13 protein-coding genes are annotated in these 16,343 nt (G+C 72.0%); 9 read left to right on the plus strand and 4 right to left on the minus strand.

The features are described from left to right. The first annotated feature begins 191 nt into the window (after window positions 1-191). The 5 genes from fabG (at window position 192) to ACWF94_RS12865 (ending at window position 5,136) form a co-directional block, all read left to right on the plus strand. Window positions 192-953 carry a 3-oxoacyl-ACP reductase FabG gene (fabG, locus tag ACWF94_RS12845; protein WP_453487386.1) on the plus strand — a complete coding sequence of 254 codons (762 nt, stop codon included), beginning with the start codon at window positions 192-194 and terminating at the stop codon, window positions 951-953. Between the two features lie 15 nt (window positions 954-968). Next, complete coding sequence (locus tag ACWF94_RS12850; RefSeq protein WP_453487387.1) at window positions 969-1,730, plus strand: SDR family oxidoreductase; 762 nt, start codon at window positions 969-971, stop codon at window positions 1,728-1,730. Between the two features lie 113 nt (window positions 1,731-1,843). Beyond that, a complete protein-coding gene (locus ACWF94_RS12855) occupies window positions 1,844-3,424 on the plus strand; it encodes an ABC transporter substrate-binding protein (RefSeq protein ID WP_453487388.1) in 1,581 nt (526 codons plus the stop codon). Between the two features lie 281 nt (window positions 3,425-3,705). Next, window positions 3,706-4,389 (plus strand): uracil-DNA glycosylase, encoded by a 684-nt coding sequence (locus ACWF94_RS12860; protein WP_453487389.1) that lies wholly within the window; start codon window positions 3,706-3,708, stop codon window positions 4,387-4,389. Window positions 4,390-4,662: 273 nt separating this feature from the next. Continuing rightward, complete coding sequence (locus ACWF94_RS12865) at window positions 4,663-5,136, plus strand: hypothetical protein (RefSeq protein ID WP_453487390.1); 474 nt, start codon at window positions 4,663-4,665, stop codon at window positions 5,134-5,136. A gap of 271 nt (window positions 5,137-5,407) precedes the next feature. Here the strand turns inward: ACWF94_RS12865 and ACWF94_RS12870 are convergent, their stop codons facing one another. Then, window positions 5,408-5,923, minus strand: coding sequence for a hypothetical protein (locus ACWF94_RS12870; protein ID WP_453487391.1), 516 nt, complete (start codon window positions 5,921-5,923; stop codon window positions 5,408-5,410). Window positions 5,924-6,319: 396 nt separating this feature from the next. Between ACWF94_RS12870 and ACWF94_RS12875 the strand changes: the two genes are divergently transcribed. Further along, window positions 6,320-7,225 (plus strand): Gfo/Idh/MocA family protein, encoded by a 906-nt coding sequence (locus tag ACWF94_RS12875; RefSeq protein ID WP_453487392.1) that lies wholly within the window; start codon window positions 6,320-6,322, stop codon window positions 7,223-7,225. Here ACWF94_RS12875 and lnt read toward each other — a convergent pair. The 3 genes from lnt to ACWF94_RS12890 all read right to left on the minus strand — a co-directional run bounded on the left by lnt (window position 7,149) and on the right by ACWF94_RS12890 (window position 12,030). Continuing rightward, complete coding sequence (gene lnt, locus ACWF94_RS12880; RefSeq protein ID WP_453487393.1) at window positions 7,149-8,822, minus strand: apolipoprotein N-acyltransferase; 1,674 nt, start codon at window positions 8,820-8,822, stop codon at window positions 7,149-7,151. The two genes, ACWF94_RS12875 and lnt, sit on opposite strands and share 77 nt — an antisense overlap. A gap of 160 nt (window positions 8,823-8,982) precedes the next feature. After that, a complete protein-coding gene (locus ACWF94_RS12885; RefSeq protein WP_453487394.1) occupies window positions 8,983-9,441 on the minus strand; it encodes a nuclear transport factor 2 family protein in 459 nt (152 codons plus the stop codon). 135 nt (window positions 9,442-9,576) lie between these two features. Then, window positions 9,577-12,030, minus strand: a complete 2,454-nt coding sequence (locus ACWF94_RS12890; RefSeq protein WP_453487395.1) for a hypothetical protein — start codon at window positions 12,028-12,030, stop codon at window positions 9,577-9,579. A gap of 91 nt (window positions 12,031-12,121) precedes the next feature. Here ACWF94_RS12890 and ACWF94_RS12895 point away from each other — a divergent pair, with 91 nt between their 5' ends. The 3 genes from ACWF94_RS12895 to ACWF94_RS12905 form a co-directional block, all read left to right on the plus strand. Beyond that, a complete protein-coding gene (locus tag ACWF94_RS12895; RefSeq protein ID WP_453487396.1) occupies window positions 12,122-13,576 on the plus strand; it encodes a hypothetical protein in 1,455 nt (484 codons plus the stop codon). 223 nt (window positions 13,577-13,799) lie between these two features. Continuing rightward, window positions 13,800-14,903 (plus strand): hypothetical protein, encoded by a 1,104-nt coding sequence (locus tag ACWF94_RS12900; RefSeq protein WP_453487397.1) that lies wholly within the window; start codon window positions 13,800-13,802, stop codon window positions 14,901-14,903. Continuing rightward, window positions 14,900-16,343 (plus strand): hypothetical protein (locus ACWF94_RS12905; RefSeq protein ID WP_453487398.1); only part of this gene is annotated, 1,444 nt, incomplete at its 3' end. The genes ACWF94_RS12900 and ACWF94_RS12905, both read left to right, overlap by 4 nt.

A 16,343-nucleotide genomic window follows, 5' to 3' on the forward strand; every position in this document is an offset into this window, starting at 1 on the left:
CATTCCATAACTAAACTTTAAAACCGAAAGGAAAACTTAAACGAACATCACCCCGGTCTGCAGTTTAAAAAAACAGACAAGGCTTCTAGCGTCTCGACTGCCGAAGGTACTAAGCGGTCGCTCATGCGCCCGGACGATACGGGAGTGCGGGCGTCCCGGGCGAACCGCACTCAAGGGCGAGGAGAGTCAGCATGTCCACCACCGAGCAGCGTGTCGCCGTCGTGACCGGCGCGGCCCGCGGTATTGGCGCCGCCACCGCGGTGCGGCTGGCGGCCGATGGCCGCGCCGTCGCCGTACTCGATCTCGACGAAGCCGCCTGCGCGGACACGGTAGGGAAGATCACCGAGGCGGGTGGCACCGCCCTCGCCGTGGGCTGCGACGTGTCCGACGCCGCCCAGGTGGAGGCCGCCGTGGCGCGCGTCGCGGACGGACTGGGCGCGCCCGCGATCCTCGTCAACAACGCCGGCGTGCTCCGTGACAACCTCCTCTTCAAGATGAGCGAGTCCGACTGGGACACCGTGATGAACGTGCATCTCAAGGGCGCGTTCCTGATGGCCAGGGCCTGCCAGAAGCACATGGTGGACGCCGGTTTCGGCCGTATCGTCTCCCTCTCCTCGTCCTCCGCGCTCGGCAACCGGGGTCAGGCCAACTACGCGGCGGTCAAGGCCGGTCTCCAGGGCTTCACCAAGACACTCGCCAAGGAACTCGGCAAGTTCGGCATCACCGCGAACGCCGTCGCCCCCGGCTTCATCGTCACCGAGATGACGGCCCGGACCGCGGCCCGCGTCGGCATGGGCTTCGAGGACTTCCAGGCCGCCGCCGCCGCCCAGATCCCGGTCCAGCGCGTGGGGCACCCCGAGGACATCGCCAATGCGATCGCCTTTTTCACGGGCGACGACGCGGGCTTCGTCTCCGGCCAGGTGCTGTACGTGGCCGGCGGACCTCTCAACTGAACCGGGGTGAAGGACATGACCGCAGAGGTACCCGACAGCGGAAGGGTCGCGCTGATCACCGGCGCCAGCCGGGGCATCGGCTACGGAGTGGCCGAGGCGTTCGTCGCCCGGGGCGACCGGGTGTGTATCACCGGCCGGGGTGAGGACGCGCTCAAGGAAGCAGTGGAGCGGCTCGGCGCCGACCGGGCGATCGCCGTCGCGGGCAAGGCCCATGACGAGGCCCACCAGGCCGTGGCCGTGGCGCGCGCGATGGAGGTCTTCGGCCGGATCGACTTCCTGGTGAACAACGCCGGGACGAACCCGGTCTACGCCCCGATCGCCGAGCTGGATCTGAATGTCGTGCGCAAGGTGTACGAGACGAATGTGATCTCGGCGCTCGGCTTCGCCCAGCAGACGTACCGCGCGTGGCAGAAGGAGAACGGCGGCGCGATCGTGAATATCGCCTCCGTGACGGGACTGGCGCCTTCGCCCTTCATCGGCGCGTATGGTATGAGCAAGGCCGCCATGGTCAATCTGACCCTTCAGCTGGCGCATGAGTTCGCGCCGGGGGTGCGGGTCAACGCAATCGCGCCCGCAGTGGTCAAGACCAAATTCGCCGGGACCCTGTACGAGGGGCGGGAGGCGGAGGTCGTCGCCGCGTACCCGCTGGGGCGCCTGGGAATGCCGGAGGACATCGGCGGCGCGGCAGCTTTTCTCACTTCGGAGCAATCCGATTGGATCACAGGGCAGACTCTCGTCGTTGACGGCGGTATGTTCCTCAATGCCGGAGTGCACTGAGCGGACAGCGTCATGTGTTGCTCAATGCCAAGTGCCCTGCCGGGAGTTCAGGTTGACCCGGCAGGGCGCTGCGGTATGGTCGGCCGATCCGTGGCTGAACGAGGAGCGTGCACGTGTTCTACCGGACCTGTCTGCAGGCCGCTGCAGCCCTGGCGTCCATATCCCTGCTGGCGGGGTGCGGTCTGTTCTCCGACGCGGAAGCGGACAGCAAGAAGAAGATAACCGTCGGCACCATGAGCGAGCCCACCACTCTCGACCCGGCCGCCGCCTGGGACGGGTCGTGGGAGCTGTACCGCAATGTCTTCCAGACGCTGCTGAGCTTCCCCACCGGCAGCACCACTCCGCAGCCCGACGCGGCGAAGAGCTGCCGGTTCGCGGACGCCGCCAACAAGCTGTTCGAGTGCGAACTGCGGCCGGGGCTGACGTTCTCCAATGGCGAGAAGCTCGACGCCGCGGCGGTCAAGCACTCCATCGACCGGATCGGTCTGATCAATGTGCCGGGAGGCCCCAGCGGGATGCTGGGCTCACTGGGCAGTATCGAGCTGGTCGGCGAGCTGAAAGTGAAGTTCCACCTCAAGACCTCCGACGCCACGTTCCCGTTCATCCTCGCCACCCCGGCCACCTCCCTCGTCCCGCCGAAGAAGTACCCGTCGACCAAACTCCGCGACGACGGCGGTCTGACCGGATCGGGGCCCTATACGCTCAGTTCGTACTCCAGGGGCAAGAAGGCGGAGCTGAGGAAGAACTCCATCTACGACGGCTTCGCCAAGCGCAAGAACGACGCGATAACGATTCGATACTTCAGGGATTCCGAGAGCATGGTCGATGCCCTGAAAGAGAAGCGGATCGATGTCACCTACCGCGGACTGACCTCAAGCGAAGTCGTCGAGTTCCAGAAGAAGCTGCCGGAGAACGATCATCTGCGGCTTGTGGAGACGGTCGGCGCCGATATCCGCTATCTGGTCTTCAACCCGAAGGACAGCAAGGCGGGCAAGCTCGCCGTACGGCAGGCCATCGCCCAGATCATCGATCGCGGAACCCTCATCACCCGGGTCTACCAGGGTACGGCCGAACCGCTGTACTCGATGGTCCCCAAGGGCATCGCAGGGCACACCACCGAATTCTTCGACCGCTACGGCGAACCGAGCGTCCCCAAGGCGAAGAAGCTCCTGGCGGACGCGGGGATCGACGAGCCGGTGGAGCTGGATCTCTGGTACACCACGGATCGTTATGGCTCCGCGACCAAGCCGGAGTTCGAGGAAATCAAGCGGCAGCTCGAAGCCTCGGGGCTGTTCAAGATCACTGTACAGGGCAAGCCGGAGAAGGACTTCCAGCAGGGGTACCGGGCAGGGGCCTACCCCGTCTTCGGCCGGGGCTGGTTCCCCGACTTCCCGGACCCGGACAACTTCATCGCGCCGTTCGTCGGTGAGAACAATGTGCTCGCCACTCCTTACGAGCAGCCCGAGATCACCAGGGACCTGCTCCCCTCGTCCCGGCGCGAGAGCGACCGCGGCGCGGTGGCGAAGGACTTCGAGCGGGCGCAGGAGATCCTCGCGAAGGATGTCCGGCTGCTGCCGCTGTGGCAGGGCAAGCTGTATGTCGCGGTCGGCGAGGAGATCGCCGGGGGCGAGCGCGCCCTCGATCCGCAGACGGTCATGCAGATGTGGGAGCTGTACCGCAAGGCCAGCTGGTAGCGGATCGCACCCGGTCGGCCGGGGGCGCCGGGCAGGGCGCTCCCGGACACCAGGGCATCCGGGCATCCGGGGGCGTTCCCGGGCGCCCGGGTATCCGGCGGGGTCGGGAACGGCGCGGCGAGCCGGTTCGGGATGCGGTCGCGGGACCGGTTGCGCGGACCGGCTGTGGGGCCGGCTGTGGGACCGGCTGTGGGACCGGTTTTCGGAGGTCAGGGGCCGTTGTCAGTGGGGCCGGGTAGGTTCTGTGGTCGGTAACTGATCACATTCCGGAGGTTCTTGACGTGACCGACACCGACCTGCTGCCCGAGTCCTGGCGCGGCGTCCTCGGCGAAGAGCTGCAGAAGCCCTATTTCAAGGAGCTGACCGAGTTCGTCGAGGAGGAGCGGGCCAAGGGGCCGGTCTACCCGCCGCGCGAGGAGGTCTTCGCCGCCCTCGACGCCACGCCGTACGACAAGGTGAAGGTGCTCGTCCTCGGCCAGGACCCGTACCACGGGGAGGGGCAGGGGCACGGTCTGTGCTTCTCGGTCCGGCCCGGCGTCAGGACCCCGCCCTCCCTGCGGAACATCTACAAGGAGATGCAGGCCGAGCTGGGCCTGCCCGTCCCGGACAACGGCTATCTGATGCCCTGGGCCCGGCAGGGCGTCCTGCTGCTCAACGCGGTGCTGACGGTGCGGGCGGGCGAGGCCAACTCCCACAAGGGCAAGGGGTGGGAGAAGGTGACCGACGCCGTGATCAGGGCGGTGGCCTCGCGGCCCGACCCGGCCGTCTTCGTCCTGTGGGGCAACTACGCGCAGAAGAAGCTCCCTCTGATCGACGAGAGCCGGCATGTCGTGGTGAAGGGGGCGCACCCCTCGCCGCTGTCCGCGAAGAAGTTCTTCGGCTCGCATCCGTTCACCCGGATCAATGAGGCGGTCGCGGCCCAGGGGCACGAGCCGATCGACTGGCGCATCCCCGATCTGGGCTGAGCGCGCCGGGGGCACGGACGCGCCGGGGGCACCGAACGCGCTCAGCGCACACCGAGGGGCGGCTGATCCGGCGTCCGGCGTCCGGCGGAGCGGGGGTTCGGTCGGGAGTTCGGGGACTCGTGCGCCCGGCTGACGGGCTCGGGTGAAGCACCCGAGCCTGTCCGGGTTTGTCCATCATGGCCGCTAGCGTCGTGCTGCGGGTGTCTCCCCGGAGCATGACCCCTTCATCGCCTCCGGGCCCCCGCATTCGCCGGATCGATGTGGGAGGCCGCAGTGATGGAGCAGCAGAAGGCGTCGGACGACGTCGTCATGACCCGGATCGGGCAGGCGGTCATGCTGCTGCACGCCGGCGACCGGGAGGAGGCGCGGAATCGGTTCGCCGCGCTGTGGTCGCAGCTCGGCGAGCAGGGGGACGCCCTCCACCGCTGCACCCTCGCGCACTATATGGCGGACACCCAGGACGACCCCGGCGACGAGCTGGCCTGGGACCTGAGGGCGCTGACGGCGGCGGAGTGCCTGCGCGGTGAGCGACAGACCGGGCACCCGTCGGCCCTCGCCGTCCGGGCCTTCTACCCCTCGCTCCACCTCAACCTCGCCGCCGACTATCTCAAGCTCCGGCGCCCGGACGCCGCCCGGGTCCACCTCGACCGCGCACGCGAGGCGGCGCACGCGCTGGAGGACGACGGATACGGCCATGGGGTGCGTACCGCCATCGAGCGGCTGGCACGCACCCTGCCCGGCGGGTGAACGGGCCGGTGGTGACGGTGACGGGGCCCGTGAACGGGCCCGGGGGTGCGGCTGATGATGGGGCCGGGGCGGGGCGGGCCGGGGCGGGGCCCGGCCCCGTAGTCCCGGTCCCCGTATCCCGGCCTCGGTCCCGTACGCGGTCCCGGGCTCACGCGTCCCGGTCCGGTCGTACGTCCGGTGTGGGGTCGGTCGGGTTGGGGCCACCCCCAGGTCGTACGTCCGCCCGGGCTCAGGGCCAGACCGTGCCCGGGGCCGTACGCCCGGCCTGCGGTCAGGGCCAGTTCACCCCCGGGCCGCCGGAGGTCCTCGGGCCGCCGTACCCGCCACGGCCGTTGTAGGCATCCCGGCAGGTCCGGGCCTGGGGGCTGTCCGGGCTCCAGGCGCCGTGGCTCTCGCTCAGCGCGCAGATGTCCGGGACGCGGACGGGCACGGGCGGGGCAGCCGGTGGCCGGGGCGGGGCTGGTGGCGGGGCGGCAGGCCGGCCGGCGCGGCGGTGGGGCGCGGTGCGCGGCTGGGGCCGCTTCGGCCGCCGCGCGGGCTCCCGGGCCGAGGGCGGGGGAGCGGGTGCGGTCGAGGCCGGTTCCCCGGGGGCGCGCTCAAGCGTCTCGCGCGCCGGGCGCTGGGCGATCTGCGGGCTCACGACCGGTGCCGGGAGCTGGCTGCGGGCCGGGGGCGGCGGTGGCGCGGGCCGTGGCTCCACGGCCACACAGCCGGTCACGGCCAGCCCGGACGCGGCCCACAGGGCCATCCCGGCCAGGGTCTTCACGGTGGTTGTCGTTCGGTGCACGCGGGCAACTCTGGTGGGTCCGGGGCGTGTTCACCGCCGTACGGACCCGCTGTGGCCCTCATGGGTGACAGGGTTCCCGCCGGGTGGCCGCTGTGAGCCCGTCACTCACCGGGCGGCGGCCCTTCGCGGAGCGTCCACGCGGCACCTCGCCGAGCCCGTTCCGCGACGCGACGCGGCGCGGCGCGTCGGGACAGGGCGGGATCGGGGGGCAGCCGGTGGCGTGGAATCGACGACTGGCGACGGCCCCCGCACACGTATGCTGATCGGACCCGGGGAGCTTCGGGGGAGACCCCGTTCCCGCAGGGTGACGGGGGAGTGGCGCCGTGCCGGGGGGCGCGCGTGTCCAGCAAGGTCCGGAAGACATGCCCAGACGCGGGCGAGGCGAGGGAGTTCCCAGTGAAGGTCGGCTGCATCGGTCTCGGCGACATCGCGCAGAAGGCGTATCTGCCCGTGCTCACCGCGCTGCCGGGCATCGAACTGCACCTCCAGACCCGCACCCCGGCCACCCTGACCCGGGTCGCGGAGCGGTACGGCATCCCCGCCGGGCGGCGCCACGCCGACCTCGGCTCACTGCTCGCCCAGGGGCTGGACGCGGCCTTCGTCCACGCGCCCACCGCCGATCACGCCGTGATCACCACCGCGCTCCTGGAAGCGGGCGTGGCGACCTATGTCGACAAACCGCTCGCCTATGAACTGGCCGACTCCGAAGGGCTGGTGAGCCTCGCCGAATCGCGGGGCACCAGCCTCGCCGTCGGTTTCAACCGCCGGCTCGCGCCCGGCTACGCCCAGTGCCTGGAGCACCCCCGCGAGCTGATCCTCATGCAGAAGAACCGCGTCGGCCTCACCGAGGACCCGCGCACCCTGGTCCTGGACGACTTCATCCATGTCGTGGACACCCTGCGCTTCCTCGTGCCGGGCACCGTCGAGCACACCGATGTGCGGGCCAGGATCGTCGACGGTCTGATGCACCATGTCGTCCTCCAGCTCTCCGGCGACGGCTTCACCGCCATCGGCTCGATGAACCGCAGAAGCGGCTCCGCCGAGGAGATCCTCGAAGTCTCCGGCCAGGACTCCAAGCGCGAGGTGCGCAATCTGGCGGAGATCATCGACCACAAGGGGCAGCCGAGCGTCCGCCGCCGCGGCGACTGGGTGCCCGTCCCCCGCCAGCGCGGGATCGAGCAGTCGGTGACGACCTTCCTCGACGCCGTGCGCGCGGGGAAGTTCCTCAGCGCACAGGACGCGCTGCGGACTCATGAGCTGTGTGAGCGGGTCGTGCTGCGGGCCCTGGAGCAGGCCGCCTGAACCGGCGCGTGCCCGCCACCGCGCCCAGCGACACCAGGACCGCCAGCGCGCCCTGGACCGGCCAGTCGCCGAATCCGACGTACCAGGTCGTCCCGTGCGCCAGCGGGATGTCGTAGACCGCCGCCGTGCTGCTCTCGGTGCCCAGCGTCCGTCCGATCCGCTCGCCGCCGGGGCCGTGGACCGCGCTGACCCCGGTGAGCGTGGCATGCACCATCGGCCGGCCAGTCTCGGCCGCCCGCAGCGCCGCGAGCGACGCGTGCTGTTCCGGCGCCCAGCTGCCCTGGAACGACGAGGTCGCCGACTGGGCCACCAGCAGCTGGGCGCCGTCGCGGACCAGCTCCCGGCTCATATCCGCGAACGCCGACTCGAAGCAGACCAGCGGGCCGAGGCGCGGGCCGCCGTCCGGGAGCGCCATCACCACCGGGCGGGTGCCGCGCAGCCGGTCCTCACCCGCCGCCTTGCCCACCGAGGTCGCCCACCCCAGCAGCTCACGCGCCGGGACGTACTCGCCGAAGGGCACCAGTCGCATCTTGTCGTAGCGGTCCCCGGTCGGCCCCTCCGGGCCCACCAGCACCGAACTCTTGAAGATCCCGCCGTCGCCGGACGCGCCGGACGGGTCGGTGCGCCGGGCGTCCACATTGACCAGCAGTTCGGCCCCGACCGCGCGCGAGAGCACCGCGAGCCGCGCCGCCAGATCGGGGCGTTCGCGCAGATCCGCGCCCACACTGCTCTCACCCCACACCACCAGGTCGACATCCTGGCCGATGAGCCGGCGGGTCAGTTCCTCACCGCGGTCGAAGCGCCGGTCCGCGCTGTCGGTCCCTCCGATCACCCCGGGCTGTACGACCGCCACCCGGGCCCGCCCCGACTGCTCCGGGCGCGGCGCCCACAGCCAGACCGCCGCCGTCGTCAGCGCGCAGACGACCCCGCCGCCGACCGCGACCGTACGCGCCCGGGGCACCGCTATCAGCACAGTCACCGCGGTGTTGACCACCAGCACCAGCAGGCTCACCAGCCATACACCGCCCACGGAAGCCAGCCGCAGCGCGGGCGGCACCTCCCACTGACTGGCGCCCAGCAGACCCCAGGGGCCGCCCAGGCCCTCCCAGGACCGGGCCAGCTCGATCATCAGCCAGCCCGAGGGCACGACCGCCAGCGCGGCGGCGGCACGCGCGAGGGACGGCGTCCCGCCGAGCATCGAGCGGACCAGCCACCCCCAGGGCGCCCACATCAGCCCGAGCAGCGCGGCCAGCACCACCAGGAAGACATGGAGGCTCGGCACCAGCCAGTGATGCATGGCGATCATGAAGCCGATGCCGCCGAGCCAGCCCTCGACGGCCGCCCGGCGGCCGGTCGGCGCGGTCCGCACCAGCAGCAGCCAGGGCACCAGCGCGATATACGCGAACCACCAGAGCGACGGCTCGGGGAAGGCCGGCGCGGGCAGCGCGCCCGCGACCACGGCCATGGCGGCCCGCCCGCGGGGAGTGCCGGGCAGCCACCGGGGCAGCGGCTCGCCTTCGCCCGGGGAGCCACGGCCCGCGGGCCGCGTACGCCCCCCGCGCTCCCCCCGCCGGGGTCGGCCGACCGGAATCCGCATCCCGCGCCTCCTCGTCCTGCCGCGTGCCCTCCAGTGTGAGCGCGAACGAAAGTCGCATCAACACCACGTGGCCGGCGCATCAACACCACGTGGCCCGGTTGCACCGACACCGGGCACCGACACCGACGCGGCCCGGCAGCCGTGTCCGGGGCGTGACGCCTCAGTCGCCGGACAGCGTCCCCGTACCCCGTCGCCACTTCTCGTGGATCACCACACTGCTCAGCCGCCAGCCCCGGTCCGTACGCAGCGCCCCGAAGGCGTACCGGCCGCCGGACAGATACTCATCGCCCGACTCCAGCCGCATCGGATTCACATAGTCCGCCTGGATCTCGGCGCCGTCGCCCGGATAGCCGCCCAGATCCTGGAGGCGCAGCCGCCGGTTCACGATCAGATGCTGGCGTACGGGGAAGATCCGCAAGCTCTCCGCCATCCAGTCGGCGACCTCGGATGCCGGGCCCTCGATCCCGCCCGAACTGCGGTAGTCCACTCGACCCTCCGCGGTGAACAGAGCCCGGTAGGCGCTCCAGTCCGCGTCGTCGACGGCCACCGCGTAGTTGGTGACCAACTCATCGATGGCCAGCCGGTCCATCACCGTCGCGAGATCCACGCGCTGCGTCATCGGCACAGTCTCCGGCAGACGGGCTCCCAGGCCAAGGCCCCCGCACGCCAGTCACCCGCCGCGGCGCGGCAAACGGTGGATCTCCGCCATTCCGGCGCGCGGGAGACCGGAACCGGCGGGGTGGGTGCCGGTCCCTCAGTCGAAGCAGGAATCGAAGGCGAAGGAGTCGGAAATCATGCGGCCTTCACCATGGAAATCCAGTATCAGCTTCGCCTCGAAGGCGCACCCGGTTGTCTGGCTGGTGAAGCCCACCCGGATATCGAACATGTCCCGCTCGCCGGGGCCCAGCGACCAGGCGACGTCGAGATGATTGTCGGTCTCCGTGCCGATCACGACATCGTGCCCCGAGGCGGCCGTGTACGCCGCCAGATACGGAGATCTGCGGAGCACCCGGATGGTGGCGCGGGTGATGCTCACCGGCTTGCCGCCGTGGTTGCGTACCCGCACACCGAGCAGTACGGCGGCGTCGCGCTTGCCCACGAACACATCGTCGATCCTGGCCCCGCCGATCCCCGTGGGCCGCCCGGGCGCGGCGATGTCCTCGGTGCGCTCTCCCGCCGCCAGATGCGCCCCCGCCTGATCGAGCAGCGTGTGCAGGGCGCCGGTGAACCGGCTGCGGCTCTCCTCCAGTACGGGGCGCGGCACCCCGGCCCCGGCGTCGTTCCGCAGCCGTTCCGCGGCTTTGAGCACGGTGGTGATCAGGACGAGGGCCGACTCCAGATGTGCGGCGGGCCCGCTGGGTGGCCGGCTGCCCTGGGCCGTGGGGGGTGTGACCAGGGCCAGCGCCTCGGTGTGCTTGCGCAGATGGTCGCAGCGGACAATGACGATCATCAGGGACTCCCGCAGGAGCCGGTCACGGCCGGGGTCGCTGCACTCCGCCAGTCTGCGCCGCAGTTCGGGCCCGATGTCCTCGAACACCGCGGTGGGAGTGGTGGGAGTGAGAGCAGGGACGGGCGCGGGGGTCCCCCGCTCCGCCACGAGGGCCGGAGCGGCCGGGCCGGCCCCCGCCGTACGGGCCTGCTCGTGCGCCGCCGGGGGTTCCGCGTGCTCGTACGCGGCCGGGACGGCGACACGGGAGCCGGCCGGGGCCCCGGACGAGCTGCCCGGTGCCCGCGGTGCCCCCGGTGGTTCGCCCGCCGCGCCCGGTCCGCCTGCCGTGCCCGGTCCGCCCGCCGGAGCACCCTGCCCGCCGCCCCGCTCGCCCGGTCCGCCCCGTCCGCCGTGAAGCGGCGTACCGGCCCCGGGAGGCGGTTCACCGGGCCCGGCGGACGGCGGACGAGGCGCCGGTGGCGACGCGGCGGGGTCCGGTGGTGACGCGGCAGGGTCCGGTGGTGACGCGGCAGGATCCGGTGGTGACGCGGCGGGATCCGGTGGCGGCGCCGAGGCGTTCTGCCGGGGTGCGCCGAGGCCCTCGGTCACCCGCAGAAACGCCGCACACGCCCGTGCGGCCAGTTCGAGGAACCACCACCGCTCCCGCTCCCCGACGCTCTCGCGCGCGACGAACATCAGCGCGCACGCCTGGAGGGCCAGCAGACGCTGGAACTGCCACTCCCGTGTCACCTGGCGCTGGTACAGCCAGTTCGCGGGGGCCTCGGCCATCGTGTCCAGCAGCTCATGGAGCCCGCGCGAGACGAGATCGGACGGCGGTTCCGGCTCCCCGGACAGACCGGTCGTGGTGAGGAGCCCCAGCAACTGGTCGCGGGCGGGGCCGGGCAACCCCGGCAGATAGTCGGCGAGCAGACAGAGCATCAGATGGACCGGGTCACGGGCCAGCAGAGCCCCCGGGGAGAACCGGGAGAGGTCCACCAGCCGGTAGCGCTCGGGAGCGAGCTGCGGCACGGTCACCACCATGATGTTCCCGGGGTGCAGATCCCCATGGGCACGGCCCCGGGCGGCGTACGGCAGTCTTCTGCCCGCCAGCGGGGACGCCTCCGCGAGCGGCAGGGGATTGGGCAGCTCAACGCCCCGCCCCGGCAGGGTGATCCAGGCGCGCTCCGCATCCGGGACATTGCGGCGGAGCCACCCCTTGAGCGCGCTGTCGCTCCTGAGCCGGTGGGCACCGATGATCTCGTCGACGAACAGCTCCGGGGTGATGCCGGGGCCGCGCCGCTCATCCGGATTCCAGTCCTCCAGGATCGAGCGGACGACAGCGGCCCCCACCCTGGCCCGCGCCTGACGGGACGGTACGTCCTTCAGCGCCGTCAGTTCACGGCCGTCCCGGTCGAAGGCGATTCGCTGGAACATCAGCCAGGTGCCCGCGACCCGCAGTGGGTCGTACTCCTGGGCCACCAGATGCCTGGTGGGGAAATCGGTCCCGCCCGGGGCGGGTACGGGACCGGACTGCCAGGCCCGCCGGTGGTGCCCGGCCTCGAACCGGGCCCCCTCGTCGGGCGCGCAGAGCTTCAGGATCAGTTTCCTGGCCCGGTGGTCGGGACGAGGGTCCTCCACATAGGCGTACACCAGCCGGGCGCCGCTGCCCGCCCCGTCGAGGGGTTCGATGAATTCCAGCTCACAGCCGGTATTGCGCTGCCACTCGGCGAGCGCCGTGGCGACCTCCGTACCGAACACCGCGAATCCCGAGTCGTTCATGGTCCCAGTCTCCCCGAAACTCACGGCGCCAACGGACCTCCGGGCGGGGAGAATCGTCCCAAGTCACCTGGAACCAAGGGGGAGATGGGCGATGGCACGCCGAGGCCGGGCCGGACGGGTGCTGCGGAACGCGGGACGGGGGCGTACGGTCACGGGCCAGGACCTGAGCGACGCCATCCTGTCGTACGGCGGGCAGCGGGAGAGACTGCGGATACGCGGCGCACGGGTGGATGGCGGACTCGACTTGGGACTGCGCCGGCTCGACTTCGAGCTGGAACTGATCGACTGCCACTTCACCGGACCGCTCGAACTGCGCGGACTGAGCGTCCGAACCCTCGATCTGACGAGCTCCGCGTTCCCCGCCCTGCACGGCGACCGCCTCGTGGTCGGCGGCGATCTGCGGCTGACCCGGGCGCGGATCGGCACCGGAGCCGGGTGCGCCGTGCCCCTGGTGGACCCCGGAGGCGCGGGCGACCGCACCAGGGTGACACGCAGAGTGGAGGGTCACGCCGAGGCGCCGGTCCGGCTGCCCGACGCGCGGATCGAAGGCAATCTCATCGCCCATGAACTCGCCGTCCACTCCGACGGCCAGTGGTCCGTCTACGCCCCCCGGCTGAAGGTGGAGGCGTCGATCCAGGCCCGGGACCTGACGGCGCCGGGCGCCCTGTATCTGCGCGACGCCCGGGTGGCCCACGCGTTCGGGCTCAACGGAGCCCGGGTGGGCGGCCTGGACGCCACCGGGCTCGCCTGCGGCCGGGGTCTGCACGCCGACTGGGGATTCCGTACGACCGGACAGGTACTGCTGCGCGGTGCCGAAGTCGACACCGTCGTCACCTTCCACGACGCCGTGCTGGAGGCCCCGGCGGGCGCCCTGATACTCAGCAGGCTGGCCACCCCCCGGCTGCGGCTCGATCTGCGCGAGCCACCGGCCGGACCGGTCATCCTGCGGGACGCCCGGCTGGGGGCGCTCATCGACGCGCCCGCCAGCTGGCCCGCGCCCGGGAACCTCGACCTCGAAGGGCTCGTCTACCAGCGCCTGGGCTCCACCGAACCCGTGGGGGTCAAGGACCGGCTGCGCTGGCTCGGCAGGGATCCGCAGGTCAGCGCCGGTTCGTATGAGCAACTGGCCACGTCCTACGAGGCGTCGGGCGACGAGCGCGCCGCGCGTACGGTACGGCACGGACGGGAGAAGCGGCTGCGCCTGAGCGAAGGGTTCACCGGGCGGCTCTGGGGCGGCGTCCAGGATGCGCTCTTCGGCTACGGATACGCGCCGCGCCGGGCGCTGTTGTGGCTCGTCTGCCTGGCGGGGGCGGGGTCGGCGTGGTTCGCCGGACGTACTCCGCCACCGGCGGGCCGCAGCGGCGGGCGGGCCTGGGATCCGGTGCTGTACTCCCTCGATCTGCTGGTGCCCGTCGCCTCCCTCGGCTACCGCTCGGCCTTCGACCCGGTCGGCGCCGACAAGGCCGTGGCCGTCTTCCTGATCCTCTCCGGCTGGCTGCTCGCGACCGCTGTCATCGCCGGCGCCCGCCGCGCGGTGCGGGGATAGCGGTGGCAGGGGCGCCCGATGCGATACGGGGCGGGCCGGGGCGATACGGGGCGGCCCGGTCGGAGACGGGGCGGAACCCGACGGGTGCGCGGACACGGGCGGGAACGGATCGTTACGGAACCGGCCCTGGCGAGGGGAGTACGGCGGTACGCTCAAGTTTGCGTGAGGACAGTGCAGTTGAGCTACCCGGCCGCGACCCGGCCGGGCGGACCCGGGGTCATCCATGAGGCACGAAGAGTATTGGGTCGTCATATGCGCGGGCGAGACGGTGCTCGGCGGCGGCACGCTTCTGAACAGGTTCTTCGTACTGACGGCCGAGCCCTGTCTGCGGGAGCTGCCCGAGGACGAGCGGGCGCTGCTTCTCTACACCGCCAACGGTGACCGGCTCGACGGCACTCTGGTGGAGGTGAGCCGTACGAGCGGGCTGGCGCTGATCTCGGTGGCCGCCCGGCCGGGACACGATCTGGCGACCCCGTCGATGGACCACGCGGTCAAGGGCGACGAGTGGTTCGCGCCGTACCGGCCGACCCAGCTCCACCGGCGGCTCACGGGCACGATCGACGAGGTCACCGCCGAACACCGCTACCGGGACGGGCCCTGGATCAAGGCCATCCGGCTCACCCCCGAGGAAGTGCCGGAGGACTACGCGGGTTTCGGCGGCGGCCCGGTGGAGCGCCACACCGCCGCGAAGGAACTCGCCCTGGTCGGCATCCTGATGCCCCCCGAGATCGCCGGGCACCCACAGGAGGGCAGCGCCGACACGCTGGTCGCGGGGGCCATCGGCAGTGCGATGGAGGTGTTCGACGGTCTCTCCGCGCTGTGCCTGGCGCAGTGGCTCGTTGACGGAGCGCCCGAAGCCACCGAAGCGAACGAAGCCACCGAAGCGACCGGGGCGCCCGCGGCGTCTGACACGACCGAAGCGCCCGGCGCGCACGACTCGCCGGCACCGGGTGGTCAGAGTGGTCAGGGCGCCGGGCCCGGCTACGGCGAAGGGGCCGCGCGCCCCGGGCCCGGTCATGTCCACCCGCCCACCGGGTCCGCCGTCCTGGAGCGACCGCACCCGCACGCCCCGGGACCGGCCAGGACGGGCGATGCCGCGCTGCCCGTACCGGCGACCCCCGCCGAAGCGGTCGCCGGGGTCGCCGCCTCGGATCCCGACCGGGCGGCGGCGTTCGCGGCCACGGAGGAGGGCCTGCGGTTCCTCAACCACCTGGCGGCGGAGAACCTCGTCGACGAACTGGACACGACACCCTTCCGCGTCGCGTTCCTGGACGACATGGCGACGGCCGTGCGTTCCACCATCCCGCGGCGGGGAGGCGACGCGTGATCAAGACACTGGACGACGCCCTCGCCTGCGCCGAAGCGGCCGTGGGCGATCCCCTTGGCCTCGGCACCACCGTCGGGCCCGCCCTCGCCGACTACGTCGACCGGCCCGGCGGCGGCGTCGTCCCCGTGCACGACGGAGCGTCGGCGCGCTCGGTGACCCGGCTGGCCTGGCTGCTGTACGAGCTGGGGCTCTACGACGAATGCCGGACCGTCGTCGGACGGCTGCTGGAGTGGCGGGGGCACGACGCGCCGGACTCGGGGGAGTGGACCGGCCGGCTCGCCTCCCTCGCGGTCTCGCTCGGCCGCCCCGACGACGCGCGGCGCGTCCTGGAGGAGACCCGCCGCCACCGGGGCGGTGACTTCTGGTCCGTCGCCCGCACCCTCGCCAATCTGGCCGCCGTCAGCGTCGCCCAGCAGGATCCGGACGCCGCCGAGGACTGGCTGGCCAAGGCCCGTAAGCACATCGGCGGGCGCAAGCCTCCGGCGGAGCTGCGCGAGCTGCTGGCCGGTGTCGAGCTGAGTGTCGCGCGGCGGACCGGCTCGGCCCGGGAGATCGGTGCGGCCATGGACGAACTGACCGCCGCGTCGGCGGAGGTGCTGCGCGCGCCTCGAACGGTGGGTTCGCGTGGCTTCGCCGCCCTGGCCAGGCTCGCCCTGGCCCATGCCGAGACCGCCCGGGACGAGGGCTCCGCCGAAGGGCTGGAGCGGGCGTCCGGGGTGCTGGAGACAGCCGGCCAGCGGCTGTCCGCGATGCTCGGCGCGGACCACCCGCGCTCCCTGGTGCTCCAGGGGCAGCTCGCGGCCGTCCAGGTGGAGTGCGCGCGGGCGGCTGGATCGGCGGCCAGGCTCGACCGCTCGGTCGCGGTGCTGGAGTCCGTCAGCAGCAGACTGGCCGGACGGCTCGGCGAGGTCCATCCGCACACGCTCGCCGCCTGCGGCAATCTCGCGGTCGCCCGGCTGGAGTATCTGCGCACCACCGACGACCGGGAAACGGTGGCCCGGATCGCCGAATCCCTGGCCGCCGAGTCACGGCGGGTGACGACGCTGCTGGGCGCGGGCCATCCGGTCGCGCGGCTGGTGCGGAGCGTGTACGCCGCGTGCCGCACCCTGGTCGCCGGGCGCCCGGAGGCGAATACCGCCGGCACGGTCGGGCGTGCGAACACCGCCGGCACGGTCGTGTGGGCGGGCGTGCCCGGCGCCGCCGCCCTCGGCCTCGCCGGGCTGCGCCCGGCCGCTCGGCAGGGCGGGCGGAGCGTGGTCGCCGCGGTCGCTGTGCTCCCGGATCCCGGCCTGGCGCCTGCCGTCATAGCGGTCAACGACATCGGTAACGCGGAAGCCTTCCTCGTCGCGATCGACGAGACGATCAAGTACTTCAACGACGGCGACATCGTCGACGGCGTCATCGTGAAGGTCGACCGGGACGAGGTCCTGCTCGACATCG

It is taken from the genome of Streptomyces sp. NPDC055078, assembly GCF_053607985.1.

Excerpts from the sequence above, each read along its gene's own strand:
- fabG (WP_453487386.1), top strand. The coding sequence starts at position 192 with ATGTCCACCACCGAGCAGCGTGTCGCCGTCGTGACCGGCGCGGCCCGC.
- ACWF94_RS12850 (WP_453487387.1), top strand. The coding sequence starts at position 969 with ATGACCGCAGAGGTACCCGACAGCGGAAGGGTCGCGCTGATCACCGGC.
- lnt (WP_453487393.1), bottom strand. The coding sequence starts at position 8,822 with ATGCGGATTCCGGTCGGCCGACCCCGGCGGGGGGAGCGCGGGGGGCGT.
- ACWF94_RS12885 (WP_453487394.1), bottom strand. The coding sequence starts at position 9,441 with ATGACGCAGCGCGTGGATCTCGCGACGGTGATGGACCGGCTGGCCATC.
- ACWF94_RS12890 (WP_453487395.1), bottom strand. The coding sequence starts at position 12,030 with ATGAACGACTCGGGATTCGCGGTGTTCGGTACGGAGGTCGCCACGGCG.
- ACWF94_RS12895 (WP_453487396.1), top strand. The coding sequence starts at position 12,122 with ATGGCACGCCGAGGCCGGGCCGGACGGGTGCTGCGGAACGCGGGACGG.
- ACWF94_RS12900 (WP_453487397.1), top strand. The coding sequence starts at position 13,800 with ATGAGGCACGAAGAGTATTGGGTCGTCATATGCGCGGGCGAGACGGTG.